General features: G+C 61.6%; 27 protein-coding genes. 15 read left to right on the top strand and 12 right to left on the bottom strand.

The window, feature by feature from the left end; translation table 11 throughout:
• Positions 1-52 precede the first annotated feature (52 nt).
• The 4 genes from DC522_RS10970 to DC522_RS10955 all read left to right on the top strand — a co-directional run bounded on the left by DC522_RS10970 (position 53) and on the right by DC522_RS10955 (position 6207).
• Positions 53-2098, top strand: a complete 2046-nt coding sequence (locus DC522_RS10970; RefSeq protein WP_116528745.1) for a sensor histidine kinase — start codon at positions 53-55, stop codon at positions 2096-2098.
• Between the two features lie 59 nt (positions 2099-2157).
• On the top strand, positions 2158-3915 hold the full coding sequence (locus tag DC522_RS10965) for an ABC transporter ATP-binding protein (protein WP_116528793.1): 1758 nt from the start codon (positions 2158-2160) through the stop codon (positions 3913-3915).
• Complete coding sequence (locus DC522_RS10960) at positions 3912-5384, top strand: aldehyde dehydrogenase family protein (protein WP_371679321.1); 1473 nt, start codon at positions 3912-3914, stop codon at positions 5382-5384. The genes DC522_RS10965 and DC522_RS10960 overlap by 4 nt, the downstream gene beginning before the upstream one ends.
• A gap of 76 nt (positions 5385-5460) precedes the next feature.
• Positions 5461-6207, top strand: a complete 747-nt coding sequence (locus DC522_RS10955) for an SDR family oxidoreductase (protein ID WP_116528744.1) — start codon at positions 5461-5463, stop codon at positions 6205-6207.
• 212 nt (positions 6208-6419) lie between these two features.
• Here DC522_RS10955 and DC522_RS10950 read toward each other — a convergent pair whose 3' ends face one another.
• The gene (locus tag DC522_RS10950; RefSeq protein WP_116528743.1) at positions 6420-6713 is read right to left on the bottom strand and encodes a DUF2218 domain-containing protein; all 294 of its coding nucleotides are present in this window, start codon (positions 6711-6713) and stop codon (positions 6420-6422) included.
• Positions 6714-6885: 172 nt separating this feature from the next.
• On the opposite strand from DC522_RS10950, the gene DC522_RS10945 reads away from it, so the two are divergent.
• From DC522_RS10945 to DC522_RS10930, 4 genes are read left to right on the top strand one after another with little or no spacing between them, the layout of a single operon-like run.
• On the top strand, positions 6886-8367 hold the full coding sequence (locus tag DC522_RS10945; RefSeq protein WP_116528742.1) for an ABC transporter substrate-binding protein: 1482 nt from the start codon (positions 6886-6888) through the stop codon (positions 8365-8367).
• A complete protein-coding gene (locus DC522_RS10940; protein WP_116528741.1) occupies positions 8355-8810 on the top strand; it encodes a hypothetical protein in 456 nt (151 codons plus the stop codon). The genes DC522_RS10945 and DC522_RS10940 overlap by 13 nt, the downstream gene beginning before the upstream one ends.
• Positions 8811-8814: 4 nt before the next feature.
• Positions 8815-9762 carry an ABC transporter permease gene (locus DC522_RS10935; protein WP_116528740.1) on the top strand — a complete coding sequence of 316 codons (948 nt, stop codon included), beginning with the start codon at positions 8815-8817 and terminating at the stop codon, positions 9760-9762.
• Complete coding sequence (locus DC522_RS10930) at positions 9759-10601, top strand: ABC transporter permease (RefSeq protein ID WP_116528739.1); 843 nt, start codon at positions 9759-9761, stop codon at positions 10599-10601. The genes DC522_RS10935 and DC522_RS10930 overlap by 4 nt, the downstream gene beginning before the upstream one ends.
• Here DC522_RS10930 and DC522_RS10925 read toward each other — a convergent pair.
• Positions 10598-11596 carry an LLM class flavin-dependent oxidoreductase gene (locus DC522_RS10925; protein WP_116528738.1) on the bottom strand — a complete coding sequence of 333 codons (999 nt, stop codon included), beginning with the start codon at positions 11594-11596 and terminating at the stop codon, positions 10598-10600. The genes DC522_RS10930 and DC522_RS10925 overlap by 4 nt on opposite strands.
• A 163-nt stretch (positions 11597-11759) precedes the next feature.
• Complete coding sequence (locus DC522_RS10920) at positions 11760-12848, bottom strand: TRAP transporter substrate-binding protein (RefSeq protein ID WP_116528737.1); 1089 nt, start codon at positions 12846-12848, stop codon at positions 11760-11762.
• Between the two features lie 354 nt (positions 12849-13202).
• On the opposite strand from DC522_RS10920, the gene DC522_RS10915 reads away from it, so the two are divergent.
• Positions 13203-13910 (top strand): hypothetical protein, encoded by a 708-nt coding sequence (locus tag DC522_RS10915; RefSeq protein WP_133239259.1) that lies wholly within the window; start codon positions 13203-13205, stop codon positions 13908-13910.
• Between the two features lie 271 nt (positions 13911-14181).
• On the opposite strand, the gene groL is transcribed toward DC522_RS10915, so the two are convergent.
• Entirely contained in the window at positions 14182-15810 is a 1629-nt protein-coding gene (gene groL / locus DC522_RS10910; RefSeq protein WP_116528735.1) for a chaperonin GroEL, read from the bottom strand.
• Between the two features lie 55 nt (positions 15811-15865).
• Complete coding sequence (groES, locus tag DC522_RS10905) at positions 15866-16180, bottom strand: co-chaperone GroES (RefSeq protein ID WP_116528734.1); 315 nt, start codon at positions 16178-16180, stop codon at positions 15866-15868.
• A 235-nt stretch (positions 16181-16415) separates the two neighbouring features.
• On the opposite strand from groES, the gene DC522_RS10900 reads away from it, so the two are divergent.
• Positions 16416-16637: an alkylphosphonate utilization protein gene (locus DC522_RS10900; RefSeq protein WP_205769608.1), complete on the top strand. Its 222-nt coding sequence runs from the start codon at positions 16416-16418 to the stop codon at positions 16635-16637.
• 246 nt (positions 16638-16883) lie between these two features.
• On the opposite strand, the gene DC522_RS10895 is transcribed toward DC522_RS10900, so the two are convergent.
• The 5 genes from DC522_RS10895 to DC522_RS10875 all read right to left on the bottom strand — a co-directional run bounded on the left by DC522_RS10895 (position 16884) and on the right by DC522_RS10875 (position 20408).
• On the bottom strand, positions 16884-17417 hold the full coding sequence (locus DC522_RS10895; RefSeq protein ID WP_116528733.1) for an SRPBCC family protein: 534 nt from the start codon (positions 17415-17417) through the stop codon (positions 16884-16886).
• Positions 17414-17779, bottom strand: coding sequence for a helix-turn-helix transcriptional regulator (locus tag DC522_RS10890; protein WP_116528732.1), 366 nt, complete (start codon positions 17777-17779; stop codon positions 17414-17416). Before DC522_RS10890 ends, DC522_RS10895 begins: the two co-directional genes overlap by 4 nt.
• A gap of 66 nt (positions 17780-17845) precedes the next feature.
• Positions 17846-18067 carry a SlyX family protein gene (locus DC522_RS10885; RefSeq protein ID WP_116528731.1) on the bottom strand — a complete coding sequence of 74 codons (222 nt, stop codon included), beginning with the start codon at positions 18065-18067 and terminating at the stop codon, positions 17846-17848.
• Positions 18060-18818, bottom strand: a complete 759-nt coding sequence (locus tag DC522_RS10880) for a rhodanese-related sulfurtransferase (protein ID WP_116528730.1) — start codon at positions 18816-18818, stop codon at positions 18060-18062. The genes DC522_RS10885 and DC522_RS10880 overlap by 8 nt, the downstream gene beginning before the upstream one ends.
• 180 nt (positions 18819-18998) lie before the next feature.
• Positions 18999-20408 carry an amidase gene (locus tag DC522_RS10875; protein WP_245444089.1) on the bottom strand — a complete coding sequence of 470 codons (1410 nt, stop codon included), beginning with the start codon at positions 20406-20408 and terminating at the stop codon, positions 18999-19001.
• 325 nt (positions 20409-20733) lie between these two features.
• Between DC522_RS10875 and DC522_RS10870 the strand changes: the two genes are divergently transcribed.
• The 3 genes from DC522_RS10870 (at position 20734) to DC522_RS10860 (ending at position 22508) form a co-directional block, all read left to right on the top strand.
• On the top strand, positions 20734-21465 hold the full coding sequence (locus tag DC522_RS10870; RefSeq protein ID WP_116528790.1) for a Crp/Fnr family transcriptional regulator: 732 nt from the start codon (positions 20734-20736) through the stop codon (positions 21463-21465).
• 170 nt (positions 21466-21635) lie between these two features.
• A complete protein-coding gene (locus DC522_RS10865) occupies positions 21636-21917 on the top strand; it encodes a hypothetical protein (RefSeq protein ID WP_116528728.1) in 282 nt (93 codons plus the stop codon).
• 159 nt (positions 21918-22076) lie between these two features.
• Positions 22077-22508, top strand: a complete 432-nt coding sequence (locus DC522_RS10860) for a hypothetical protein (protein WP_116528727.1) — start codon at positions 22077-22079, stop codon at positions 22506-22508.
• A 72-nt stretch (positions 22509-22580) separates the two neighbouring features.
• On the opposite strand, the gene DC522_RS10855 is transcribed toward DC522_RS10860, so the two are convergent.
• Positions 22581-23018 carry an Lrp/AsnC family transcriptional regulator gene (locus DC522_RS10855; protein WP_116528726.1) on the bottom strand — a complete coding sequence of 146 codons (438 nt, stop codon included), beginning with the start codon at positions 23016-23018 and terminating at the stop codon, positions 22581-22583.
• A gap of 124 nt (positions 23019-23142) precedes the next feature.
• On the opposite strand from DC522_RS10855, the gene rocF reads away from it, so the two are divergent.
• Positions 23143-24096 (top strand): arginase, encoded by a 954-nt coding sequence (gene rocF, locus DC522_RS10850; protein WP_116528725.1) that lies wholly within the window; start codon positions 23143-23145, stop codon positions 24094-24096.
• Positions 24093-25151: an ornithine cyclodeaminase gene (locus tag DC522_RS10845; protein ID WP_116528724.1), complete on the top strand. Its 1059-nt coding sequence runs from the start codon at positions 24093-24095 to the stop codon at positions 25149-25151. Before rocF ends, DC522_RS10845 begins: the two co-directional genes overlap by 4 nt.
• A gap of 242 nt (positions 25152-25393) precedes the next feature.
• On the opposite strand, the gene DC522_RS10840 is transcribed toward DC522_RS10845, so the two are convergent.
• Positions 25394-26632, bottom strand: a complete 1239-nt coding sequence (locus DC522_RS10840; protein ID WP_116528723.1) for an FAD-binding oxidoreductase — start codon at positions 26630-26632, stop codon at positions 25394-25396.
• Positions 26633-26634: the final 2 nt, after the last annotated feature.

Here is a 26634-nt window from a genome sequence, read left to right as displayed (position 1 = left end):
GGACGCTCAACGATCTTTATGATCCTTTGCTCCGATCTGGCTGGGCCCCTGCATGACTCTGACGAGACGTTTGCTCCTTTTGGCGTTGATCTCCGTTCTGCCGGCGATCGTCATTTGGACCTTTACGGAAGTCTCGCTCCGGCGCGCCCGTGAGGCCGAGGTAAACGACCTGGCCGTCCGGCAGGCCCAACTGGTGGGGGCGGAACTCGAGAGAATTTTCGACGGGATCAAGGGCCTTCTGCTCGCTGTGGATGAAGCCCCGTCCATCCGCACGTTCGATACCGCAGCCTGCAGTCCGTATCTGAAGGCGATTCAGGAAAAAGTGCCCTATGTCCTGTCCTTCGTCGCTATGGACATCAGTGGACATATCCGTTGCCGGCCGACCGGCACCGTCGATACGCAACACTACTATGCCGACCGCCCTTATTTCCATAATGCACTCGGCGTGAAGGGCTTCGTCGTGGGCGAGTATACGCCGGTCTTCGACGAAGGCGGGCTCGGACCCCATCCCGTGCTGCCACTCGCCCTGCCGATCTGGAACGATAGGGGCGATGTGGTGGGTGTGTTGGCCGCGGCTCTCGATCTGAAGTGGCTCAGCCAGAAACTGAAGGAACGGACTGTGCCGAAGGATGGCTCGGTCACGATCGCGGACCGGAGGGGTATCGCCATCGTACAGGAACCCTCTCCGGAACGCTTGGTCGGAAAGCTGCTGCCATGGGATCACCTGGCTCAAGCCAGGGCAAACGAGGTGGGAACGGCCGAGACCGTCAGCGTAGACGGAGTCAAGCGCGTCGTGGGCTACATCCCGCTCGAACTTCCCCCGAAAGACATCTACATCAATGTCGGCCTGTCAACGAAGGCCGCCTTCGCGTCGATCAATCAGGCAGCCAAGCGAGGCTTCATGCTGATCGCGGCGGCGCTCGTCCTGGCTTTGTCGCTCTCATGGCTGGCGAGCCGCGCCTTCATCACGAAACCATTCGAGATCATGACGAATGCGGTGAAGGATTGGCGGCGCGGCGATTATCAGGCGCGCATCAACCTTCCCAAGAACTCGGGTGAGCTCGGCATTCTGGCGAAAGCCTTCAACGACCTCATGGACGATGTCGCCGAGCGTCAGGAAGCGCTGAAAGCCAGCGAGGAGCGGGCCCGGCTGGCGCTGGAGGCGGGCCACATGGGAACCTGGTGGTACGATCACCGGAAACGGATTGGCGGCTGGTCGAGTCAGGCAGCCCTGCTCCTCGGCTTCCCCGCTCGGGAAACCACGGTCGAGCCGCAGGAATGGAGATCTCTGATCCATCCTGAGGATGAACCCGGCGTCGTCGAGAAACTGAAAGCGGCTATCCGTGGCAATGGCGAATACGAGGACGAGTACAGAGTGCGACGCCCGGACGGACGCGTGTGCTGGATCAGCTCCAAAGGCAAGGTATCCTTCGACACTCAGAAGAACCCTACATCCCTTGTCGGCATCATTCAGGACATCACCGAGCGCAAGCAGGTCGACGAGCAGCAGCGCTTCTTCCTCGACGAGTTGAACCACCGCGTGAAAAACACCCTTGCCACCGTGCAATCCATCGCCGCGCAGACCCTGCGTTCCGCTGACAGTGCCGCGCAGTTCAAGAAAGCGTTCGAGGGACGGCTGCTCGCCCTCTCCATGACCCACAATCTGCTGACCCTGAAATCCTGGCGTGAAGCGGATCTGCACGATATCGCCGAGCAGGAGCTCGCTCCCTACAAGCGGGAATCGGATGATCGGGTCACGATTGATGGGCCAAGGGTGAATCTGCCGCCCCGTTATGCCATCAATCTCGGCCTCGTTCTGCACGAACTGGTGACGAACGCCGCCAAGTATGGCGCCCTTTCCGTTCCGACGGGACGGCTTGATGTGTCGTGGAGCGTTATTCCCGCCGGAGACCGCCCAACGCAATTGCGCATCACTTGGACCGAAACGGGCGGGCCTCCGGTGCAGCCTCCCAAGCGCCAGGGCTTCGGATCGCGCCTGATCCGCCGAAGCATCGAGGGGGAGTTGGACGGCTACATGGTGCTCAATTTCGCGGTGACGGGCGTTTCCTATGACATCTCCGTTCCGCTGCCCGGATAAAGGACAGCATGCGATCCATGCGGCTGCCGTAAGGCGGCTTCGTCATGCCGGCGCCGTCGATGCGGGCCTGTTCTCAACCAAGCGGGTTTTCAAACGCCAAAGAGCCGGAATGGATTGACGAAAGGGCTACCGGGCGAAGATGCTTCCTTCTCCGTCTGGCCCCTCAAGTCCGCAGCAGGAGAACGTGTGTGACCGGCCCCTCCCCCGTGCTGTCGATTGAAAACCTCTCCATCGGTCTGCCTGCCTTGGCCGACCGGCAGCACGCGATCAAGGATCTGTCGCTCACGATCCTGCCAGGCGAGACGCTCTGCGTCGTCGGGGAATCGGGCTCCGGCAAGTCCATGACGGCCATGGCGGCCATTGGCCTTCTGCCGCCTGCGGTCAGGGTGCTCTCCGGCACCGTCAAGCTAGGCGGGTTCGATCTGCTCGCTCTCGACGAGGAAGGATGGTGCGACGTTCGCGGGCGGGAGATCGGCATGGTATTCCAGGAGCCCATGACCTCGCTCAACCCGGTCATGCGGGTGGCGGACCAGATCGCCGAAACCTTCCAGGCGCATCGCCTCCTGAGCCCCGCCGAACGTTATAAGCGCGCCGTCGAGCTGCTCACCGAGGTCAACCTGCCGAACCCCGAACTCATCGCCCGTGCCTATCCGCACGAGCTCTCCGGTGGACAACGGCAGCGCGTGATGATCGCCATGGCCTTGGCGCTCGAGCCCAAGCTCCTCATCGCCGACGAGCCGACGACGGCGCTCGATGTCACCACACAGGCGCAGGTGCTGAAACTCATCGACAACCTGCGCCGCAAGAAAGGCACGGCCGTTCTCTTCATCACGCACGATTTCGGCGTCGTGGCCGAGATCGCCGACCGCGTCGCGGTGCTGCAGAATGGAGAGCTGGTGGAACAGGGAACGGCGGATGAGGTGCTCCACAATCCGCAGCACCCCTACACCAATCGGCTTCTGGCTGCCGTGCCCTCGCTGACCCCGCCGCCGCCGAAAGAATTGCAGAACGAGCCCATCATCCTGAAGGTCGATTCCCTCACCAAATCTTACGGCGGACGTGGCCTCTTCAGGAAAAGTCGCGAGGTCCAGGCGGCCGATGCGGTGAGCTTTGACATCCGCCGCGGCGAAACCCTTGGACTTGTAGGCGAGTCAGGCTCGGGCAAATCCACCGTCGGGCGCTGCGTGCTGCGGCTGATCGAGCCGGATGGCGGCAAGATCGAGATTGGAAGCCTGCCCTTCAGCGCTCTCTCGCAAGCTGACCTGCGTCCTCACCGGCGCAAGATCCAGATCGTGTTCCAGGACCCCTTCGCCTCGCTCAATCCGAGACGCAAGGTGGGCTACATCATTGCCGAAGGCCCGATCACGCAAGGCGTCGATCCTGCCAAGGCTTTCGAGGACGCGCGCATCCTGCTCGAGAAAGTGGGCCTGCCCGCCCAGGCCGCCGAGCGCTATCCCCACGAGTTCTCCGGCGGCCAGCGCCAGCGCATCGGCATCGCCCGGGCGCTCGCCATGAAACCCGACGTGCTGGTGGCGGATGAGGCCGTTTCCGCCCTCGACGTCTCCGTGCAGGCCGAGATCCTGAAGCTGCTCAAAAGCTTGCAGAAAGAGCTGGGCCTCTCCATTCTCTTCATCACCCACGATCTTCGCGTCGCTGCCCAGATCTGTGATCGCGTGGCTGTCATGCAAAAAGGTCGAATTGTCGAAATGGCCCAAACTGCGCAACTCTTCGCCGACCCGCGCGATGCCTATACGCGCCAGCTCCTGGCTGCGGTGCCAGGAAGGGCAAGAATATTTCAGGGAGTGCAGAACCGGTGAACGACCAGATCAGCTCGAACATCGCACCGAACATGGTTTTCAAGAATCTCATCGGCGGCAAGGACATACCGGCCTCTGACGGCATGCTGCTCGATGTCGTCTCGCCGGTGGATGGCGCGCTCTTCGCCAAGATCGCTTCCGGCACGGCGCAGGACGTCGACGCTGCGGTCAAGGCTGCGCGCAGTGCCTTCGAGGGGGCCTGGGGCAAGCTGACAGCGACTGAGCGCGGACGTTTGCTGATGAAGCTCGCCGCCATCGTCGAGGCGCATGCGGATGAGCTGGCAGCGCTTGAGAGCCGCGACAACGGCAAGCCCCTGCGCCAATCCCGCGCCGACGCCATCGCGCTCGCCCGCTATTTCGAATATTACGGCAGTGCCGCCGACAAGCTGCACGGCGATGTCATTCCCTATCTCAACACGCATTTCATCGGCGTCGAGCGCGTGCCGCATGGCGTGACGGGGCATATCGTGCCCTGGAACTACCCGATGCAGATCTTCGGCCGTTCCGTGGGCGCAGCGCTTGCTGCCGGCAACGCCACCGTCGTGAAGCCTGCCGAGGATGCGTCGCTCACCATTCTGCGCATCTCCGCCCTTGCTCGCGGGGTCGGCTTCCCCGATGGCGCCATCAACATCGTGACGGGTCTTGGCCGGACCGCAGGTGCGGCGCTCGCCGCTCACCCCGGAATCGACTTTCTGTCCTTCACCGGCAGCCCCGAGACCGGCACCGCCGTGCAGACGGCTGCGGCCAGGAACCATGTGGGCGTGACCCTCGAACTCGGCGGCAAATCGGCGCAGGTTGTCTTTGACGATGCAGATATCGAACGCGCCTTGCCCACCCTCGTCAACGCCATCATCCAGAACGGCGGCCAGACCTGCTCGGCAGGCAGCCGCCTCCTGATCCAGCGCGGCATCTTCGACGATGTGGTGAATGCGGTTGCCGAGCGCTTCCGCGCGCTCCGCGCAGGCCATCCGGAGCGCGAGCCCGATCTCGGCCCCATGATCAACCAGGCCCAGCAGCGCCGCGTTCTCGGCTATCTGGAGCGCGCGCGCAACGAGGGCCTTACCATCCTGGGCGAAGGCGTGGTGGCCATCGATGCGCCGGCTGAAGGCTTCTACGTGCCGCCGGTCTTCTTCGCGCCCGTGCCTCACCAGAGCATGCTCTCCCAGGAAGAAGTGTTCGGCCCGGTTCTCGTGGCAACACCCTTCGAAGACGAGGCGGAGGCGATCCGGCTAGCGAACGGCACGCCTTATGGCCTTGCTGCAGGCGTCTGGACCCGCGATGCCATGCGCTCCACACGCGTGGCTCGCGCCATGCGAGCAGGCCAAGTCTTCGTGAACTGCTACGGCGCAGGCGGCGGTATCGAATTGCCCTTCGGCGGCTTCGGCCGCTCGGGCCATGGCCGCGAGAAAGGTTTCGAGGGCCTGATCGAGTTCACGACCACCAAGACCCTCGTCATCGCCCACGGATAGGAAGCAATCATTCCTCTGCCCTCTTCCTGAAGAGGACGAGGATGGAAAATCCGGGTTCTGAAGAAGGAAAAAATTGATGAAACGCCTCGAAGGCAAAGTGGCGCTGATCACGGGCGCCGGCTCGGGCTTCGGTCTGGGCATTGCGGAAACATTCGCCCGCGAAGGCGCGAAGGTCGCCATCATCGACGTCAACGAGACCGCTGCCAAGGCCGCAGCTGAAAACATTGGAGCCTCGGCGATCGGTGTGGGCGCCGACGTATCGAAGGCTATTGATGTGAACAAGGCTGTGGCTCAGACCCTCACGGCCTTTGGCAAGCTCGACATCGTGGTCAACAACGCGGGCATCACCCACCGCAACCGGTCCATGCTGGAGGTGGAGGAAGACGAGTTCGATCGCATCTTCGCCGTCAACGTGAAGTCGATCTATCTCTTCGCCAAGGCTGCCATTCCGCTCATGCAGGGCCAGGGCGGCGTCATCATCAATGTGGGCTCCACGGCGGGATTACGTCCGCGCCCGGGCCTCACCTGGTACAACAGCACCAAGGGTGCGGTGCACACCATGACCAAGTCCATGGCGGTGGAGTTAGCGCCCCAGAAGATCCGCGTCTGCGCTCTCGCGCCCGTTGCTGGCGAGACGCCGCTGCTCGCTACTTTCATGGGCGAGGACACGCCCGAGAGACGTCAGCAATTCGTCAACTCGATCCCGCTTGGCCGCTTTTCCACGCCGCAGGACATCGCCAACGCGGCGCTTTATCTCGCCTCGGACGAAGCCAGCATGATCACCGGCGTGGTGCTGGAGGTTGACGGCGGACGCTGCATTTGATCCCACGGGTCGGAACTTGCCTTCCACCAGTGAGGATGCGGGACCTGCTTTCCAACGTCATGCCCGGCCTTGTGCCGGGTATCCTCCCGCCGTCATCCCCGCACTTGTTGCGGCCATGACGAGAGAGCAAAAAAGGCGGAGATGGCCGGCACAGATACCTGGATCGAGTCCGGGGACGGCCATGACGAAGATGGTACGGTCTCGAGGTCGGACTAATCGCCGTTCTTCACCCACTCGAACGGCAGCGGAGCTTCGCGGAATGCGAACCGGTCAAGATGAGAGGCGACCACGCCTTTCACCCGCTCCAGCGTTTCGTCATCCTCCGACTCCACCGTCACCGTAAGCCTGTCGGCATCGGTCCTCATGGTGGCGACGGCGTTCGGGAAGCGGACGACGCCCTCGTTCTCGCTCAAGTATACATCGAGCTTATGGCTCCAATGCTTGCAGAGCTGCTGAAGATACCGGGCACCGTTGCCGGTCGGCACCTGTGCTGTCTCACGAGCCATCGTTAGCCTTTCATACCGCCCCTCCCTACGAGAGGCTCACTTCCAGAGATTTATGCGTTCGAAACCCCGCCGGCACGTTAAAAATCGGTAAGGAACATCTTCCCTCCAGCGTCACTCCGCGTAAGCTAACGTCACCCGCGAGCTTTGCTCCCTACCGGATGGAGATCCGCCCATGTCGAAGCGTTTCCTGACCGCCGCCCTGCTCCTCTCCGTCAGCGCTATTCCGGCTCTTGCCGCCAAGACGTCCCTGGTCGTCGGCATGCCCATCGAGCCTCCCGGCCTCGACCCGACGATTGCCGCGCCTGTTGCCATCCGCGAAGTGACCTGGGTCAATCTCTATGAGGGCCTTGTGCGCATCGACCGGAACGGCAAGGTGCAGCCGCTGCTGGCGAAAAGCTGGGAAATCTCACCCGATGGCCTCACCTATACCTTCCGCCTGCAGGAAGGTGTGAAGTTCCACGACGGCACCACCTTCGATTCCGCTGACGTGAAGTTCGCTTTCGATCGCGCCCGCGATCCGAAATCCACCAATGCGCAGAAGCAGATCTTCGCGCCCATCTCATCCATCGAGACACCCGATCCCGCAACCGTGGTGATCAAGCTGAAGGAGACCTCGGGCAACTTCCTCTACTATCTCGGCTGGGGCGATGCCGTGATCGTGGCGCCTGAAACGGCCGAGAACAACAAAGCCAACCCGGTCGGCACGGGACCGTTCAAGTTCAAGTCCTGGATGCGCGGCGACAAGGTCGAGCTCGTCAGGAATCCCGACTATTGGCAGAAGGACAAGGTGAAGCTCGACAGCGTCACCTTCCGCTTCATCAGCGACGCACAGGCTCAGGTCGCAGCTCTGCGTTCCGGCGACGTGGACGCTTTCCCGAATATCAGCGCGCCCGAACTCTTCGCCGAATTTCAGAAGGATTCCCGTTTCAAGGCGGTAGCCGGCAACACGGAAGGCGAAACTGTCGCCGGTCTCAACAGCGCCAAGAAGCCCTTCGACGATGTGCGGGTGCGCCGCGCCCTGATGCATGCGGTGGATCGCAAGGCGCTCATTGAGGGCGCCTATTCCGGCTTCGGACAGCCCATCGGAAGCTTCTTCTCGCCGAACCACCCGGCCTTCGTGGATATGACCAATATCATCCCCTACGATCCGGCAAAGGCAAAGGCGCTACTCGCGGAGGCGGGCTACGGCAACGGCCTGTCGATCACCATCAAGACGCCGCAGATGGCTTATGCAAGCCGCTCGGCGGAGCTGCTCTCCGCGATGTTCGCGGAAGTGGGCGTCGACATGAAGATCATCCCCACCGAGTTCCCGGCCAAATGGATCGAGGAGGTCTTCAAGGCCAAGGATTACGATGTCACCATCGTCTCCCACACGGAGCCGCTCGATATCGAGATCTTCGCCCGCGACAACTATTACTTCAACTACAAGAACGACAATTTCAAAGCGCTGGTCGCGGAAGCCGGCAAGACCACGGACGAGAAGGCGCGGTTTGCAAAATATGCAGAAGCGCAAAAGATCCTGGCCGAGGACGTGCCCGCCCTCTTCCTCTTCCAGCTGCCGAAGCTCGGCGTGTGGAATGCGAAAGTTCAGGGCCTTTGGGAGAACTCGCCGATCCCGTCGAATGACGTGACGGAGGTTTCGTGGACGGAGTGACGCAAAAGTTGATCGAACTTGGAGGAGGTGAGGTCATCGTACCCGACGCTTGGTATGACATCACTGATGAGGTCGAGGCGGACGATCCCCCTTACACCCTCGCCGAGCCTGATAAGGGAATAGGCGCACTTCAACTCTCTATAGCGCTCTATCAGGGAGGAGTTGCGCCCGCCCCCTCCCAAGACGACCTGCGGAATATGGCGCTGCGTTTCGGAGAACAGAGAGGCTTAGACGAAGCGTTTGAAGAGCAGGTTTTCATGAACGAGTCGCTGCGGGGAGCCGCTATGAGCTTTCGCTGGGAAGAAGATTTTATTCGCATCTGGTACGTATCAGACGGGCGAAGCATAGCCTTCGTCACATACGTCTGTGAATGGGGCGAACAGAATCGCGAGCTTTCCACCTGCGAAGATATTGTAAAATCGCTTCGTTTCGGGCCACGCTAGGCTGATGTTGCGCCTCGTCATTTCCCGGTTGGCCTCGCTCGCCACTACCCTGCTCTTCGTCTCGCTGGCGATCTTCCTGATCCTGGAGGTTCTGCCGGGCGATCCGGCGGCGATCATGCTAGGAACTGCCGCGCGTGAGGATACGCTTGCGGCATTGCGGCAGGAACTGGGGCTCGATCAACCGGCGCTCCTCCGTTACCTGGATTGGATCGGCGGGCTGTTGCACGGCGATCTCGGCACCTCAATCACCTACAAGATGCCGGTCTCGACGCTGGTGGCCGAGCGCATGAGCGTGACGCTACCGTTGAGCTTGCTTGCCATTCTGATTTCGACCGCGCTCGCCTTGCCCCTCGGCGTCGCCGCAGCCGCGCGCCGCGACGGGCCGGTGGATCGTGCCGTGCTGGTGTTCAGCCAGATGGGCGTGGCCGTGCCGAATTTCTGGATCGGCCTTCTGTTCATTCTCTTCTTCTCCACCTGGCTCGGCTGGTTTCCGGCTGGCGGCTTTCCCGGGTGGGGCGCGGGATTATGGCCTGCGTTCCAAGCGCTGCTGCTGCCAGCCCTAGCCCTCGCCCTGCCGCAAGCCGCCGTGCTGACCCGAGTCACGCGCTCGGCCACATTGGAAGTGATCGGCGCTGATTTCGTGCGCACCGCGCGGGCCAAGGGCGTGGACAAACGCGCCACGTTGCGTCGCCATGTGGTGCCGAATGCGCTCATCCCCGTCACCACGATCCTGGGGCTTCAGCTCTCCTTCTTCTTCGGCGGCGCGATCCTGGTCGAGAACGTGTTCAACCTGCCGGGTCTGGGGCGGCTCGCCTACCAGGCGCTGAACCAGCGCGATCTCGTGGTAATAAAGGATATCGTGCTGATCTTTTCCGGCCTCGTGATCGTCGTGAACTTTTTGGTCGATATCGGCTACACGATCCTCGATCCGCGCCTTAGGAGCCGGGCATGACGAAGCGCTCCTCCATCCGCCTCAACGCCGCCCTCTTGATCGGCGGGATCCTCACAGCTTTGCTGATCGCCACCGCGCTCCTCTCGCTTGTCTGGACGCCGGAGGTACCCACCCGCGTGCGCGTCGCCATGCGCCTGAAAGCGCCGCTGGAAGTGGGCCTTCTCGGCACGGATCATTTCGGGCGCGATGTCGCCTCGCTTCTCATGGTGGGAGCCTGGAACTCGCTCGCCATCGCATGGCCCGCGGTTCTTCTCGGAGCCGCCATCGGCACCGCCATCGGTACGGCGGCCGCCGCATGGAAAGGTATTGCCGACGAGATCGCCATGCGCGTGTCAGACGTGGTCTTCGCCTTCCCGGCCGTGCTCTCGGCCATCATGATCGGCGCTCTCGTGGGCTCCGGCCCGCTCTCCGCCATTCTCGCGATTGCCGTGTTCAACGTGCCCGTCTTCGCGCGCGTCACGCGTGGCGTGGCGTTGCAGGTCTGGACCCTCGACTACATCGCCGCCGCCCGCGCCATCGGCAAGCATCCTTTGCGCATCACCTGGGAAGACGTGTTGCCCAACATCGCGGGCGCGCTCATCGTGCAGGTCACGATTCAGCTCGCACTCGCGATCCTTACCGAAGCGGGCTTGAGCTATCTCGGCCTCGGCGTGCGCCCGCCGAACCCGAGCTGGGGCCGCATGCTGAGCGATGCGCAGACCTATCTCTCGCAGGCCCCTCACCTCGCCATCGCACCGGGCATCGCGATTGCGCTCTCGGTGCTGGGCCTGAACCTCCTGGGCGATGGCCTGCGCGATGCGCTGGACCCCACATTGAAGAGCCGTGGCGCTTCAGCTTAAGCGGCTTTGCTCGTCGCCTTCTGCACGTCTGCCAGGATCTCATAGGAACGCAGGCGCTTGCCGTGATCATAGATAGCTGAGGCAACGATCAGTTCGTCCGCACCCGTCTGCTCGATGAAGCCTTCAAGACCCTCGCGCACGGTCTCAGCCGAGCCGACGAAGGAGCAGGCCAGCATGTTGGAGGCCTGCGCCTTCTCGGCTGGCGTCCAATAGGTCTCGATGTCGTCGATGGGCGGCTGGAGCTTGCCGCGCGTGCCGCGGAACATGTTGGTGAAGGCCTGCTGCGCCGAGGTGAAGAGATATTTCGCCTCCTCGTCAGTATCTGCGGCGATCACATTCACGCCCACCATCGCATACGGCTTGTCGAGCTGGGCCGAAGGCTGGAAGCGCTCGCGATAGACCTGCAGCGCTTGGAACAGCGCGTTCGGAGCGAAATGCGAGGCAAACGCATACGGCAGCCCCAGCATCGCCGCGAGCTGCGCGCCGAAGAGGCTGGAGCCGAGAATCCAGATCGGCACATTGCTGTCGGTGCCAGGCACCGCCTGGATCGCCTGACCCGGCTGCAGCGGTCCGAGCAGAGCCTGCAGCTCCAGCACATCCTGCGGGAAGGTATCGGCGCTCGTCGGATCGCGGCGCAACGCACGCATGGTGCGCTGGTCAGTGCCGGGAGCACGGCCGACCCCGAGATCGATACGGCCAGGAAACAGCGCATCGAGCGTTCCGAACTGCTCGGCGATGATCAGCGGCGCATGGTTCGGCAGCATGATGCCGCCCGCGCCGACGCGGATCGTCTTGGTGCCGCTGGCCACATGCGCGATCACGATGCTCGTCGCCGCGCTCGCAATCCCGATCATGTTGTGGTGCTCGGCGAGCCAGTAGCGGGTGTAGCCCCAGCTCTCTGCGTGCTGTGCCAGATCGAGCGAGTTGCGCAGAGCATCAGAAGCCGTGGAGCCTTCCGTGATATGCGCGAGGTCGAGGATGGAAAGCGGAGGCATGGGGAAAGATCTTTCAAACGAGGCCGGGGACAGGAAGGCTTCAGATCAGCACGCTGCGCTCCTGATACAACCCCCGAAGCTCCTCGCCCAAGGCACAGCAGCTCTGCATAAGAAAAACCCGGCGCTTGCGGCGCCGGGTTTCGAAGTCTTCGACTGCTCTAGCTTAGCCGCGGGTGCGGGCCCGGATCATGTAGCTGTCGAAGGCATACTCGGCCACTTGGAACCAGAGATATTCCTCGTTGCGGAAGGCCCGGATCGACTCGATGACCTTCTTGAAATCCGGGTTCTGAGCAGAGATTTCCGCATAAACCTCGTTCGTGGCCTTGAAGGCAGCATCGAGGATTTCCGCCGAGAACGGGCGCAGTTGAGCGCCGGAGCTCACGAGGCTACGGAGCGCCGCCGGGTTCTTGGCGTCGTATTTGGACAGCATGTCCATGTTCGCGGCCATGCAGCCCGTCCGCAGGATCGCCTGATAGTTCTTCGGCAGCGATTCCCACTTGGCCTTGTTGAACATGAAGTGGATCGTCAGGCCGCCTTCCCAGAAGCCCGGGTAGTAGTAGAACGGGGCAACCTTCTGGAAGCCGAGCTTCTCGTCATCGTAGGGTCCGATCCACTCGGCCGCGTCGATGGTGCCGCGCTCGAGCGAGGGATAGATGTCGCCGCCTGCCACCTGCTGCGGAACGACGCCGAGCTTCTGCATCACCTGACCGGCAATGCCGGCGATGCGCATCTTCAGGCCCTGCAGGTCCTGAACGGTCTTGATCTCCTTGCGGAACCAGCCGCCCATCTGCGTGCCGGTGTTGCCGCCCGGGAGAGCATAGAGGTTATGCTTGGCCATGAACTCATTCACGAGGTCGATGCCGCCGCCGTGATAGTTCCAGGCGTTCAGTTGACGGGCATTGAGGGTGAACGGAAGTGCCGCGGCGGCAGCGAAGGTCGGATCCTTACCGACATAGTAGTAAGAAGCCGTATGAGCCATCTCGACCGTGCCGGCAGAGACGGCATCGGCGGCCTGGAACGTACCGACGATTTCACCGGCCGCGAAAGGCTGGATCTGGAACTTGCCCTCGGTGGCCTCGGCCACGTACTTCGCCAGGAAGTCCGCACCGCCATAGATCGTGTCGAGCGACTTCGGGAAGCCCGAGGTCAGACGCCAGCGGATTTCAGGATTGGACTGGGCAATGGCCGGCTTGGCGATGGCGCCAGCAGCGATGCCAGCACCGGCCGTAGCGAGAAAATTGCGGCGTTTCATGACTTCCCTCCTGTCTTGGGTTGCGCCGCTGCTTACGCGACAGCACCCTCTTGAGCAATTCTCCAGAAGACCAAGCCCCCGGATTTCACACCATTAATTTCGCCACGGCCCAGAGGAAAATAAAGTTATGTAATATATAACAAACATCGGCCCGACGACTCTTGAGGTCGGCTCCCAAACACAAGAGCAATAATCCTGTAATCCGAATTTTCTCGATAGTTATATAAAATACCCCCAACGAGCCTGCCGTACTTCAACTTACGCCACAGAGTCGTCTCATTCACTAACTGAGCTTTACCTGAACAAGGGGAGGAGCCGAACGGCTCTTATAAGCGGATGAACAGGACTGGGATTTTGCTCGTAGCGTCAGCTGTCATGCTCGCAGCTATGAGCAGCGGCGCCGAAGCCCGAAAGGTCTATTACGAGATCAACGGCAAGCGGTATTCGTACAGTACCAACAATCGCGCCCAAATGGAGGAGGCCAAAAAGCGGATTGCGGCTGCCAAAGCAGCGGAAACCGCAAAGGCCAAGGCCGACGAGGAGAAGTCCAAGCACCCTCTGGTCGCGGCCTTCGGCTCGACAACGCAGCGAGAAGCCAGACAGGCCGAGGAGAAGCTCAAGCAGCTTCTTCCCGAAGAAACCTCGACCACGAGGTCCTCGCAATCTCCTCCGGAGCGCCGGGCGGACCAGAGCGACAAGCGGCAAGACCCCAGGAAGGATGACAAGAAGCGCGAGTCGGCCACTGCCCTGGCGACCCAACAGCCAGCATTGCCCAAGGCATTGGCCGCTGTTGCTCTGCCTCTTGTTGCCGAGCCAGTCAGCACACCGCATCAGGCCAAGGTCAGATCTATCTCGTTTAATGTCGAGACCGGCATCAAGACGATCATCATGGTCGACGGTGCAGTCGAGGAAGAGCCGTTCGACAGCAGCGTATTGGCTCACCTGGTGCCAGAACAGGGACAGGCGAACAGCCTCATGACCTTCGTGAACCAGCTTCGCAAAGCAGCGCCTGAAGAGACGACCGGCTCCGTCACGACAGAAGTCGCGCAACCGGCGCCTTGATATTCCTATAGCATCGGACCTGAAAAGTGGACTTGCACTTTTGGGGTCGATCCTTCTCCCTCGTTATGGCCGTCCCCGGACGTGATCCGGGGATCAGTCCCGGCCATCCCCGATGCAAAGGGTGCGGCGCTCCAATAGATCGGGATCACCGGCACAAGGCCGGTGATGACGTGGGAGGATGGCGCCGGTCTCCGGGTCCGCACAATGCGCGAGCAAAACAAACGGCGCCGCGTTGCTGCGGCGCCGTCCATGTCGGGCGAAAGCAAGTTGCTTAGAAGTCCATGCCACCACCAGGCATAGCGGGAGCCGCGGCTTCCTTCTTCGGCTTCTCGGCGATCATGGCCTCCGTGGTGATGAGGAGGCCGGCAACAGAAGCCGCGTCCTCAAGAGCCACGCGCACGACCTTCGCCGGGTCGATGATGCCGAACTTGTAGAGGTCGCCGAACTCGCCGGTCTGGGCATTCCAGCCAGCCGAGTAATCATTGGCCTCGGCCACCTTGCCGACGATCACCGAGCCATCCTCACCCGCATTCAGAGCGATCTGGCGGGCCGGAGCCTGGAGCGCACGACGCACGATTTCGACGCCGGTCTTCTGGTCGTCGTTGACAGGCTTCACGCCTTCGAGCGCCTTCAGCGCACGGAGAAGCGCGACGCCGCCACCGGGGACGATGCCCTCCTCGACCGCAGCCTTCGTGGCATGCATGGCGTCGTCCACGCGGTCCTTCTTCTCCTTCACCTCGACCTCGGTCGCACCGCCGACGCGGATCACCGCGACGCCGCCGGCGAGCTTGGCCAGACGCTCCTGCAGCTTCTCCCGGTCGTAGTCCGAGGTGGTCTCCTCGATCTGCGCCTTGATCTGCTGGACGCGCGCTTCAATGTCCTTCTTGTCGCCGGCACCATCCACGATGGTGGTGTTTTCCTTCTCGATCACCACCTTCTTGGCGCGGCCGAGCATCGGGAGGGTGACGTTCTCGAGCTTGATGCCGAGGTCTTCGGATATGACTTGGCCCTTGGTGAGAACGGCGATGTCCTCGAGCATGGCCTTGCGGCGATCACCGAAGCCCGGAGCCTTCACGGCGGCGATCTTCAGGCCACCCCGCAGCTTGTTGACCACGAGGGTGGCGAGCGCCTCGCCTTCCACGTCCTCGGCGATGATGAGCAACGGCTTGCCGGTCTGCACCACAGCCTCGAGCACGGGCAGCATCGCCTGGAGGCCGGAGAGCTTCTTCTCGTGGATGAGGATGTAGGGATCCTCAAGCTCCACGCGCATCTTCTCGGCATTGGTGATGAAGTACGGCGAGAGATAGCCGCGGTCGAACTGCATGCCCTCGACCACATCGAGTTCGGTGGCGAGAGACTTCGCTTCCTCGACGGTAATCACGCCCTCGTTGCCGACCTTCTGCATGGCTTCGGCCAGCATGCGGCCGACCTCGGCGTCGCCGTTGGCCGAGATGGTGCCGACCTGAGCGATCTCCTCGTTGGAGGTCACCTTCTTGGCGTTGTTCTTGAGGTCCGCCACGACAGCCTCGACAGCCATGTCGATGCCGCGCTTGAGGTCCATCGGGTTCATGCCGGCGGCCACAGCCTTGGCGCCTTCCTTCACGATGGCCTGGGCGAGCACCGTCGCGGTCGTCGTGCCGTCACCGGCGCGATCGTTCTGCTTCGAGGCGACCTCGCGCACCATCTGGGCGCCCATGTTCTCGAACTTGTCGGCAAGTTCGATTTCCTTCGCGACCGTGACACCATCCTTGGTGATGCGCGGAGCGCCGAAGGACTTCTCGATCACGACATTGCGGCCCTTCGGGCCCAGCGTGACCTTCACCGCATCGGCGAGGATGTCGACGCCGCGCAGCATTTTCTCGCGCGCATCCGATGAGAATTTGACTTCCTTAGCAGCCATTGTTCGTCACTCCTTCGAGACGTAACGATATGTGACTCTGAAATTGCGTTTGGCCTTAAGCGGCCTTCTTCTGGGCGGCACCTACTTCCAGCACGCCCATGATGTCGCTCTCCTTCATGATGAGGAGATCCTCGCCATCGATCTTCACTTCCGTGCCGGACCATTTGCCGAAGAGCACGCGGTCGCCGACCTTCACGTCGAGGGCGACGAGCTGGCCAGCCTCGTTGCGGGCGCCAGGACCCACGGCGACGACTTCGCCCTGCTGAGGCTTTTCCTTGGCGGTGTCGGGAATGATGATACCACCCGCCGTCTTCTCTTCCGCATCGATGCGCTTGACCAGGATGCGGTCATGCAAAGGACGGAACTTCATGAAGCTTCCTCCAATGTTTTCAGTGCGTTAACTGCCATACGCGGAGCCCTTCCGGGCCTCCACGGTCGAGAATTTGGTTGAACAAGCTTCACCGTTCAAGAGGGGGAGATGAAATTTTTTGGCACTCGTGAAGCTTGAGTGCCAAGCTGGTCCGTAAGAACCCTGATGGACAAAGTATCAGCCTGACGGCTATCCCCTGTTCGGCCAAGCGCAAGATGCGCCTAAGGAGATCAACATGACCGATATGGTTGTCAGGGACAGTAACGGGGCCCAGCTCAACGAGGGCGATTCAGTGCAGGTCATCAAGGACCTGAAGGTGAAGGGCTCCTCCACCACTCTCAAGCGGGGCACCGTGTTCAAGAACATCCACCTGACGGATGACGCGGAAGAGATCGAGTGCCGGTCAGCGCAGATCAAAGGCCTCGTGCTCAAGACCTGTTTCGTGAAGAAGGTTTGATGCTTTCTCGCCTTATACACCCACTGCCCTCATCATGAGGAGGTCGCGCAGCGACCATCTCGAAGGGCAGGGCGTCTCCAGCGTACACTGGACCCCCCTTCGAGACGCAGACTTCGTCTGCTCCTCAGCATGAGGTTTGTGCGTTGGCGATCCCCAAAGCGTGGATGGCCGGGTTTGTCCCGGCCATAATATCAAGTAGGTTGCATCTCTCGATAATGCGGCGGCGGAGCCTCACCGCGATTTCGATTAGGCCGGGAGCCGCCGGTCGTATTCGCTCTTCAGGCGAGCCCAGCCGTCCCAGAACGCCTCCGGCTCCTTGCCCGCCATGCGCGCTGCCAGAATATCGAGGTGCATGTGCCAGCCGGCGCTGACGTTCAGCATCGTTGCGCGATCCGGTAGGCGGCGGTGGGTCACGGTGAGCAGCACCTCGCTGCCCTGAGGCTCCAGCTCGAAGGAGACGCCACCGGTGCTTCCCCAGGCGATAGCGAGCTTGTAGGGCGGATCGAGCTCGGTGATCCGGCTCTGCATCCGGTGTTCCTCGGAGAAGCCGGGAGGCCGTTGACCAGGTGGGTTGGTCAGCTCGTCATTGCGCCAGACGAGTTCAACTGGGGCACCGACCTTCATCTCCATCTGACCGGCTGCCAGCCACTGCCGGCGCAATTCGCTTTCTGTGAGATAGGCCCAAACACGCTCGATGGGACCGGGCAGAAGGCGCTGGATCGTCAACGTGGCAGGCTCGGTCAGCACACCATAGGCGTCAAGGGTCGCGAGATCAGTCATGGGTCGTCTCCTCTCGGGGTTGGGGTTTTGCGGGCATCCTCTTCACGGAGGAGCCGCTCCAGCACATCCAGACGGTCGGTCCAGAAGCGTTCGTAGAAGCTCAGCCACTCATGGGCACTCGAAAGCGGCCCAGGGTCGAGGCGGCATACATGGGTGCGGCCGCGCACCTCGCGACGGATCAAGCCGGCGTTTTCCAGCGCCTTGATGTGTTTCGAGGCGGCCGCAAGCGAAATCTCGAAGGGTTCAGCAAGCTGGCTGACCGTTCGCGCTCCCCCCGCGAGTTCGCGAAGCATCCGCCGGCGTGTGGCATCGCCGAGAGCGTGAAAGACCGAATCCAGCTGAGATGTCTGTAATTCAACCATGTGGTTGAATATATGCGCGCACGCTTTGATAGTCAACCGATCGGTTGAATAACCAGTCCAAGAATCTCAGTAATGCGGCGGTGGGGGCTCGGGCGCGCGGGGTCCGGCCGAGCTGTCCTCGACCTCTTGGACGCGGTCCAGCAATTCGGCGAGCTGGCGCTTGAGCGCATCGATCTTCTTCCACTGGTCGATGACGGTCTGGTTCAGATCCTCGATGACCTGATCCTGGTAGGCGACGCGCACCTCCAGAGCCTCCAAACGGGCGTTGATGCCGTCAACGTCACTCATCGGCCAAAAGGCTCCTGTCCTCCAGGCGCTCGACCAAGCCATGGCCAAGCGACACGCGCTCGTCGAACACGAAGCAGCCGCCGTTCCACCGGCTCTCCGCTTCCGGCACATCCTCCAGATATTGCAGGATGCCGCCTTTCAAGTGGTAGACCTCCTCGAAGCCCTGAGCGAGCATGTAGGAGCTGGCCTTCTCGCAGCGGATGCCGCCGGTGCAGAACATGGCGACCTTCTTGTGCTTGGACCGGTCGAGCTCCTTCTTCACGAAATCCTTGAACTCGCTGAATTTCCTGATGCGCGGATCGACGGCCCCCTCGAAGGTGCCCATCTCGACCTCGAAATCATTGCGGGTGTCGAGCAGAATGACGTCCGGGCTCTCGATGAGCTTGTTCCACTCCGCAGGCGACACATAGGTGCCTACCTGCCTCGTCGGGTCGGTCTGCGGATCGCCCAGCGTCACGATCTCCTTCTTCAGGCGCACCTTCATCTTGCCGAACGGCATCTCGGAGGCGGTCGAGAACTTCAGCTCCAGATTATCAAGGCGGCCACGGAAGAGCGAGCCCCGCTGCAGCTCGACCATCAGGGCGTCGATCCCCTCCTCCGTTCCGGCCACGGTGCCGTTGATCCCCTCCTGGGCAAGCAGAAGCGTGCCCTTGACCCCAAGACCAGTGCAGATGGCATGAAGCCGGTCGCGGATCTCCCGGAAGTCGGGAAGCGAAACGAATTGATAGAGGGCGGCAACTTTGTACGTCATGGCCGTTCTCTACCAGCAGGCGGCTTTCAGGAAAACCCGCTCTAACGCTTCCTGGCGTCGCTCTTCCCCTTCACGTCATGGCCGGGCTTGTCCCGGCCATCCCGATGTCGGAGGCACTGCGTCCACTAAAGCGAGATCACCGGCACAAGGCCGGTGATGACGGAAGGAAGGATCCCGTCTCTACAACTTCGGCCACGCCCGCTTGTCAGGACACATCTCCTCCCATGCCTTCGAGAGCCGCAGCACGCCGAGATCGTCGAAGCGCCGGCCGACGATCTGCAGGCCGATGGGCAGACCGGCCTTCGTGAAGCCTGCATTCACCGAGGCCGCCGGCTGGTCGGACATGTTGAAGGCCACCGTATAGCCGATATGCTCGAATGGCTTTTCGGGATCATGGATGGGTGACGCCAGCTCCGCCTCATAGGCCACGTTGGGAGCGACCGGCGAGAGCACGAAATCGAAGCGATGGGTGGCGGCAACCGCCGCGTGGCGCATCACCATCATCTGGTTCATGCCGTTATACACCTGAGCCCCCGTGAGGTTCCGTCCACCCTCGGCCCATTGCAGGATGTATGGCAGCACCCGCGCGCGCTCCTCTTCGCTCAAGGCGCCGATATCCATCCAGGCACGCTGGCGCCAGAAATCGTCGAGACCGTCCAGCATTTCGCGGGTGATGAAGGGCTTCACTTCCTCGATCGTTGCGCCCGCATGCTCAAAGAGTTTCGCAGCTTTCTCCACGGCTGCGCGAATTTCAGGATCGAGTGGCAGCCCGACGCCTGCATCCATCATGAGGCCGATCCTGAGACCCTTGATGTCGATGTCGAGATCTAGCCAGGGCCAATCCTGATAAGGCAGGCTCATGGGATCACGCATATCAGGCCGTGTGAGACTCGTCATCATCAGCGCGGCATCCCGCACCGTTCGCGTCATCGGTCCGGCCACGCGTCCGTAATAGGTGGGGTCGATGGGAATGCGGCCGAAGCTGGGCTTCAATCCGAACACGCCACACCACGCAGCCGGCAGGCGAATGGAGCCGCCGATATCCGTGCCGACATGGAAGGGACCATAACCGGCGGCTGCCGCAGCACCGGCCCCCGCCGAGCTGCCGCCTGGATTCTTGGACAGATCCCACGGGTTACGAGCGAGCGGATGGAAGCTCGACAGGCCGGATGAGAGCATGCCGTAATCCGGCATCGTGGTCTTGGCGAGAATGACGACACCGTCCTCGCGCAGGCGCGCGGCGGGCGGCGCATCTTCCGTCGCCGGCGTCAGCGGGCGCGTCGCCGTACCAAGCGGCACGGGCGTGCCCTTGGTCGCGATGTTTTCCTTGATGGTCGCGGGGATTCCGTCGAGCGCCCTCTCCTCGCCTTTCATCCATCGCCGCTCGGATTCTCGAGCGCTCGTGATCGCAGCATCGGGATCGTAGGCATAAAGCGCCTGCAGGCGCGGCTCATGAGCCTCGATGCGTGCAATGACAGCCTTCGTGACATCGACGGGCGAGACTGTCTTGCGGGAATAAGCCTCAAGCAGGTCAGAAGCCGACCAATCGGCCAGATCCGCCGGCAATTGAGAGGATGTTGGTGCGCTCACGTGACTGGCCTCGATGCAACATGGATTCGCTTGCAGCCAATGCTGCGCTATCCCCTTGGTTACGTAAACAGGGGTAGCTCCGAGCCAGCCTACAAAGTCAGGCTGCTGATACAGTGAATCATCTGATACCTCTTTAGGATCGCCTTTGAATGTAGAAGCCCCTCGACTTCTTTCGCTTGCGAGTGTTTTAACACACGGATTGAGGCTGAAAGGCTGTTTACAACGTTCTTGACTCAAGTTGACCACCTGAAGTTGCACAGCCATCTTGTACATGGATCCAACCCCTACCGGGCTTGGACATCTGCGCGGATCGGTACACCTTGCCATGCAGCATGGTTCTAAGGCGATCACCCACCGGAAGAACCGGCTCCTTGCCGCACTGGAGCCCGAGGACTTCAGTTTTCTCGAACCTCATCTTGAAATCGTCGACTTGCCGAAGGGCAAGGTCGTTTACGAGATCGGCGAGGCCGTTCGCCACACCTACTTTCCGCACAACACCATCGTGTCGCTCACAACCGTCTTGGAGGATGGCGGCTCGGTCGAGATGGCTGTCTTCGGGCGTGAGGCCATGTTCGGTTTCGTCAGCGCGCTCGTCACGCGACAATCATTCGGACGCTATGTCACGCAATTCGCGGGCACTGCTTCTCGTGTTACGGTCGAGCAATTGAACGAAGCAGCCCGTGATCGTCCGAAGATCCGCCAGCTGATGTTGAGTTTCACGGAAGCGCTTCTGGCGCAGACTCTGCAGACGGTTGCCTGCAATGCCGTGCACAGCGTCGAAGCCCGCTGTTGCCGCTGGATCTTGAGCACGCGCGATCGCGTCGATCACGACGCGCTGCCCCTCACGCATGAGACGCTTGCCGAAATGCTGGGCGTGCAGCGCTCGACGGTCAGCAGCGTGACTCGTGCCCTGCAGGTTGCTGGTCTGATCAATCAGGGCCGAGGTGTCATCACCATCACCGACCGCGCCGGTCTCGAAGAGATGTCGTGCGAATGCTACCGAACGATTCGCAGAAGTTTCGAACGGCTGCTGCCCGCCACTTACGATAGCGATTGAAAGGTCCTTCGCTGTCCAAAGCTCCCTCGTGGGCCAAAAGCTCCGAATTCGAGCGGCCATCGGAGAGAAATGCAAAAACTTTTTGCAGCTTTGTCGGATACCCAACAGACGGAGTAACCCTACGTCATTATCGTTGGCGATGTTAATGCAAAGTTAATACGAGGCCGCGGATGGATGATACTAAATACTATAACAATAAATTCCCGGGCGATTTGAAATCCGCCCCAATGTACTCTCCTAACACCAAGCCTTTACTTCAGTCCCTCCTCTCGACCCTGGCCGATATCGATTTCGAGTACGAGCAAGCTAGGGACAAGATCAGCAAGAGTTCGCCGGATCTGAACCTGAAGATCCGAGTTCTTGAGAAGCTGAAGGCACAACATCAGGAACGGCGGACGCCCTATATTCAGCAATTGGCTATTCTGCAGGAGCGCATGATATCGCCCAGGTAAGCACGGCGAGCAATACGACTAACTCGATACTAGTACAGAGTCAGAATTCATAATTTCATAACGAAAGCGACTCTTCGGGGCCAAAAGTAAAAGCATCGGATCATGGGTGCCACCCAGAGATCTGAGCCTGTTTTCCGATCTCCTTGAGGGAATGAGCCAATGACCGAAGAAGAAATTGAGATCGTCGCGGAAGAACTTGCGAAAATCGGTGGCGTTTCCTGGTATCCGGGACGCGAAAAGGGAACCCTGATGCGGGTGGTCTCCGACCGCTATCGTGATCGGGCCCGTATCGCCATCGAAGCGCTCGACCGCTATCGGGCCAGCAAAAATGCGTCCGTTGTTCAGGACAACGGCCACCGCGAGCCCCATACGCCATATACGGAATCCAACAAGGACGAGATCAGGCCAGGCAGCACGGTGGTTTATCGTCCTCCAGGTGATCGTCGGGCCTATTCCTGCCGCGTCGTGGAGATCGAAGGCAGCCGTGCTTATTTGGCCCCCATCCTGCGGGCCTGCACGGATTGGGTTTCGATCGAATACCTGACACCTCAGGGTGAGGTTCAACAGTTCAGCTCGCGGGACAAGAATTAACGGCATTACCCAAGGGTTTCCGGCGTGAGGGCTCATTCCCGCCGGGAACTGTCTTCTTGCAAAGCTGGTGCCTCACAGCCGGGCACGGGTGCTACGCGGGGTCGCCAGCAGCAGATTGGTTTCCGAGGCTATCACGCCCGGGATCAGGCGAATGCGCCTCAGGATGCCATCGAAATCGGACAGATTGGCCGCGCCGAGTTCGACAATGAGATCCCATTTCCCGTTCGTGGTGTGAATGGCGCTGACCTCTGGATAACCGCCCAGAGCATCGACCACCCGATCTGCGGCGCGCCCCTCCACCTCGATCAGCATGATGCCGCGCACGGGCAGTGAAACCGCATCCGCCCGCAGGATCACCGTATAGCCCACGATATCGCCCGAACGCTCCAGGCGTTCCATCCGCGAACGCACTGTCGCGCGGGAGACATCCAGTTCAAGGGCGAGGTCGGACACACTGCGCCGGCCGTTGTGGCGCAAAAGGGTGATGAGGCGCTGGTCGAGATCGTCCATAACTACCACTTTGAAAAAGCAGATGTTGCAAAGTGGTCGATCATCTTGCCCTATTTGTCAAACTAGACTGTTCAAATCGCCAAGCCCCTCGCCTAGCTTGAGATTCCTATTGTGGAGATAACGAATGACGCAGAAGCCCTGCATCCTTTTTGGAGTGCCCGTTCAGGAAGGCGCCGGCCGGCTAGGCTGCGATATGGGCCCCAGCGCCTTTCGCACGGCGGGTCTGGCGACGGAACTGATCAATCTGGGCTACGCAGTTGAAGACCGCGGCAATATCGTGCCCGCGCCACTGCGTGAGCTGCGCCATGAGAACGGAGCCATCAAGGCGCTGGCGGAAACGGTCGCCTGGACCGAGGCCATTGCCGAGGCGGCCTATAGGGCCAGCGGTGAAGGCATGCCGATTTTCATGGGTGGCGATCACAGCCTCTCGGCTGGCTCGATGACGGGCCTCGCCCGCCGCGCGGCGGAGGAACGCCGCGAGTTCTTCGTGCTGTGGCTCGACTCGCACCCGGACTTCCATACCCTCGAGACGACGACCAGCGGCAACCTGCATGGCGTGCCCATGGCCTATGCCACGGGTCGTGACGGCTTCGAGGGCTATTTCCCGAAAATTCATGCGCCGATCAAGCCTGAGAATGTCTGCATGATGGGCATCCGCAGTGTCGATCCGGCAGAGCGCAAGGCGCTCGCGATCACGGGCGTAACGATCCACGATATGCGCGCCATCGACGAGAACGGCATCGCGCCCCTGCTCGATGCGTTTCTCAAGCGCGTCGCGGAGGCAGACGGCATTCTTCACGTGAGCCTGGACGTTGACTTCCTCGATCCTGGCATCGCGCCAGGCGTCGGCACGACGGTGCCGGGCGGCGCTACCTTCCGAGAAGCGCACCTCATCATGGAGATGCTGCACGACAGCGGCCTCGTGAGAAGCCTCGATCTCGTCGAACTCAACCCCTTCCTGGACGAGCGCGGCCGCACCGCCCTGCTCATGGTCGATCTCGCCTCCAGCCTCATGGGCCGCCGCGTCCTCGACCGCCCGACTCAGAGTTACCGCCACACCCCCAAAGTGACGTCATGATTGCGAAACTCAACATCGTCCCCTTCGTCAGCGTCGATCACATGATGAAGCTCGTCCTCGCCGTCGGCGTGGAGCGCTTCCTGATCGAACTGGCCGAGTACATCGAAACCGATTTCCGCCGTTGGGAGCTGTTCGACAAGACCCCGCGCGTCGCCTCGCACAGCCGCGAGGGCGTGATCGAGCTCATGCCCACCAGCGACGGCGAGGTTTATGGCTTCAAGTATGTGAACGGGCATCCGAAGAACACGCGCGAGGGACGCCAGACCGTGACGGCCTTCGGCGTGCTGGCGGATGTGGGAACAGGCTATCCCGTGCTGCTCACGGAGATGACCATCCTCACGGCGCTTCGCACCGCCGCGACCTCGGCTGTGGCTGCCAAGTATCTCGCGCCGAAGAATGCGCGCACCATGGCAATCATCGGCAACGGCGCGCAGGCAGAGTTCCAGGCCATTGCCTTCAAGGCGCTTCTCGGCATCGACAAGCTGCGACTCTACGATATCGATCGGACGGCCAGCACCAAATGCGTGCGTAATCTCGCAGGCCACGGCTTCGACATGACGATCTGCAACACCATCGAGGAAGCGATGGAGGGTGCCGAGATCGTCACCACCGTCACCGCCGACAAGCAGAACGCCACGATCCTCACCGACAACATGGTCGGCTCGGGCCTGCACATCAACGCGGTCGGCGGCGACTGCCCAGGCAAGACGGAGCTTCACGCCGACATCCTGAAGCGCTCCGACATCTTCGTGGAATATCCGCCGCAGACGCGCATCGAAGGCGAGATCCAGCAGCTCGCGCCCGACCACCCGGTGACGGAGCTGTGGCGCGTGATCGCGGGCCAAGAGACAGGCCGCGCGAACGATCGCCAGATCACCCTGTTCGACTCCGTGGGCTTCGCCATCGAGGACTTCTCGGCTCTTCGCTACGTGAAGCATCAGATCGAGCAGACCGGCCTTTACGAGGAACTCGACCTGCTGGCCGATCCGGACGATCCGCGCGATCTCTTCGGCATGCTGCTTCGCGCCGCAGTCGCGGCTCCGACTGCGGCTTGAGAGAAAAAGGGTCACACCGAACCGATGATCGGTCCTTGGCTTTTAGATGCGTCTCATGAAGCATCTAACGAAGCTGCCCTGAGCCTCACCCTGAGGAGCGTAGCGTCTCGAAGCCTCATCCTGAGGAGGCCTTCAGGCCGTCTCGAAGGGCGAGGCGTCTCCAGAGTGCACGGGATCCTCCTTCGAGACGCAGACTGCGTCTGCTCCTCAGGATGAGGGAGAGCGTTGTTGAACGACCTTAGTTAGAACCGATCCGCGCGATAAGGCGACGGATCGCAGAACGGCGCCTCGCCCGTCATCATCTCGGCGAGCAGGCGGCCCGAGACGGGCCCAAGCGTCAGCCCGTGATGGGCATGGCCGAAGCAGAACCACAGGCCCTGATGGCGGGGTGCTGCGCCGATCGCTGGCCGCATGTCGGGCAGGCAGGGCCTGCGCCCGAGCCACGGCTTCGGTTCGAGCCGCTCGCCCAACGGAAAAAGGTTGCGGGCGAGAGCCTCGGCCTGACCGAGTTGGCGGGCATCCTCCGCGGCATCGAAGCCTGCAAGCTCGACACCTGTTGTGAGCCGGATGCCCTTGGTCATCGGGGTCAGCACATAGCCGCCTTCGAAATCGAGAACCGGCTGGTTGAGCCTGGCCCCGCCTTTCGAGCCGTAATGCATGTGGTAGCCGCGCTTCACGCCAAGCGGGATGCGATAGCCGAGCGGCTTGAAGATCTGATCGGACCAGGGGCCGAGGGCCACGACCACCTGTCCTGCCGTGACGGGCCCCTGCTCCGTTGTCACAACCCAGCTGCCTCCGCTCTGCGCAAGCGTGCGCGCATCGCCGGAGGCAAAGCGCCCGCCTTGTTTGGTGAAGAGCGCGGCGTATCCCTTCGTGAGAGCCTCAGGGTCCGACACCGTCGTGGGATCGCGCCAGTGAATGGCGCCGATGGGGGCACCCAGCAGGTGAGGCTCACGGGCCTTCAACTCTGCAGGGTCAAGCACATCGTGGCGAAGCCCGTATTGCTCCACGTCCTTCACCGCGGCAAGAGCCTTCTTCTTTCCTTCAGGGGTGCGGAACGTCTCGATCCAGCCACTGCGGCGCAGGAGATGCGTCAGGCCAGCCTTGTCGATCAGCTCGTCGTGCTCCGTCACGCAGCGCTCGATGAGTGGCAGCATGGCGTTAGTCGCCTCAAGCAACCGTTCCGGCGAAGAGTGCAGCCAATACTGGAACAGCCATGTGCCCATCTTCGGCAGATGCGCGAGACGGTAGCGAACCTCCGGCGAGCGGTTCAGGCCATATCGCAGCAGCACTGAGAGCTGGCGCGGCATCGCATATGGGATAACGCTCGCGCGCTCGATGAGGCCGGCATTGCCGTAGCTCGTTTCCTCGCCGGGCGAGCGGCGGTCGACGAGGCAGACGGAGCGGCCGCGCGATTGCAGGTGAAGCGCGGCAGAGACCCCGACGATCCCTGCGCCGAGCACGATGACGTCATAGCGCATGA

The organism is Microvirga sp. KLBC 81, assembly GCF_003075415.1.
Taxonomy (GTDB): domain Bacteria; phylum Pseudomonadota; class Alphaproteobacteria; order Rhizobiales; family Beijerinckiaceae; genus Microvirga.
Note: the sequence above shows the minus strand (reverse complement) of the source record. Positions and strands in the feature narration are given on the sequence as shown.

Bases quoted from the DNA above. Each gene is read 5' to 3' on its own strand.
- DC522_RS10970 (WP_116528745.1), top strand. From the start codon at position 53: ATGACTCTGACGAGACGTTTGCTCCTTTTGGCGTTGATCTCCGTTCTG.
- DC522_RS10965 (WP_116528793.1), top strand. From the start codon at position 2,158: ATGCGGGCCTGTTCTCAACCAAGCGGGTTTTCAAACGCCAAAGAGCCG.
- DC522_RS10955 (WP_116528744.1), top strand. From the start codon at position 5,461: ATGAAACGCCTCGAAGGCAAAGTGGCGCTGATCACGGGCGCCGGCTCG.
- DC522_RS10950 (WP_116528743.1), bottom strand. From the start codon at position 6,713: ATGGCTCGTGAGACAGCACAGGTGCCGACCGGCAACGGTGCCCGGTAT.
- DC522_RS10945 (WP_116528742.1), top strand. From the start codon at position 6,886: ATGTCGAAGCGTTTCCTGACCGCCGCCCTGCTCCTCTCCGTCAGCGCT.
- DC522_RS10935 (WP_116528740.1), top strand. From the start codon at position 8,815: ATGTTGCGCCTCGTCATTTCCCGGTTGGCCTCGCTCGCCACTACCCTG.
- DC522_RS10930 (WP_116528739.1), top strand. From the start codon at position 9,759: ATGACGAAGCGCTCCTCCATCCGCCTCAACGCCGCCCTCTTGATCGGC.
- DC522_RS10925 (WP_116528738.1), bottom strand. From the start codon at position 11,596: ATGCCTCCGCTTTCCATCCTCGACCTCGCGCATATCACGGAAGGCTCC.
- DC522_RS10920 (WP_116528737.1), bottom strand. From the start codon at position 12,848: ATGAAACGCCGCAATTTTCTCGCTACGGCCGGTGCTGGCATCGCTGCT.
- groL (WP_116528735.1), bottom strand. From the start codon at position 15,810: ATGGCTGCTAAGGAAGTCAAATTCTCATCGGATGCGCGCGAGAAAATG.
- groES (WP_116528734.1), bottom strand. From the start codon at position 16,180: ATGAAGTTCCGTCCTTTGCATGACCGCATCCTGGTCAAGCGCATCGAT.
- DC522_RS10900 (WP_205769608.1), top strand. From the start codon at position 16,416: ATGACCGATATGGTTGTCAGGGACAGTAACGGGGCCCAGCTCAACGAG.
- DC522_RS10895 (WP_116528733.1), bottom strand. From the start codon at position 17,417: ATGACTGATCTCGCGACCCTTGACGCCTATGGTGTGCTGACCGAGCCT.
- DC522_RS10890 (WP_116528732.1), bottom strand. From the start codon at position 17,779: ATGGTTGAATTACAGACATCTCAGCTGGATTCGGTCTTTCACGCTCTC.
- DC522_RS10885 (WP_116528731.1), bottom strand. From the start codon at position 18,067: ATGAGTGACGTTGACGGCATCAACGCCCGTTTGGAGGCTCTGGAGGTG.
- DC522_RS10880 (WP_116528730.1), bottom strand. From the start codon at position 18,818: ATGACGTACAAAGTTGCCGCCCTCTATCAATTCGTTTCGCTTCCCGAC.
- DC522_RS10870 (WP_116528790.1), top strand. From the start codon at position 20,734: ATGCAGCATGGTTCTAAGGCGATCACCCACCGGAAGAACCGGCTCCTT.
- DC522_RS10865 (WP_116528728.1), top strand. From the start codon at position 21,636: ATGGATGATACTAAATACTATAACAATAAATTCCCGGGCGATTTGAAA.
- DC522_RS10860 (WP_116528727.1), top strand. From the start codon at position 22,077: ATGACCGAAGAAGAAATTGAGATCGTCGCGGAAGAACTTGCGAAAATC.
- DC522_RS10855 (WP_116528726.1), bottom strand. From the start codon at position 23,018: ATGGACGATCTCGACCAGCGCCTCATCACCCTTTTGCGCCACAACGGC.
- rocF (WP_116528725.1), top strand. From the start codon at position 23,143: ATGACGCAGAAGCCCTGCATCCTTTTTGGAGTGCCCGTTCAGGAAGGC.
- DC522_RS10845 (WP_116528724.1), top strand. From the start codon at position 24,093: ATGATTGCGAAACTCAACATCGTCCCCTTCGTCAGCGTCGATCACATG.
- DC522_RS10840 (WP_116528723.1), bottom strand. From the start codon at position 26,632: ATGCGCTATGACGTCATCGTGCTCGGCGCAGGGATCGTCGGGGTCTCT.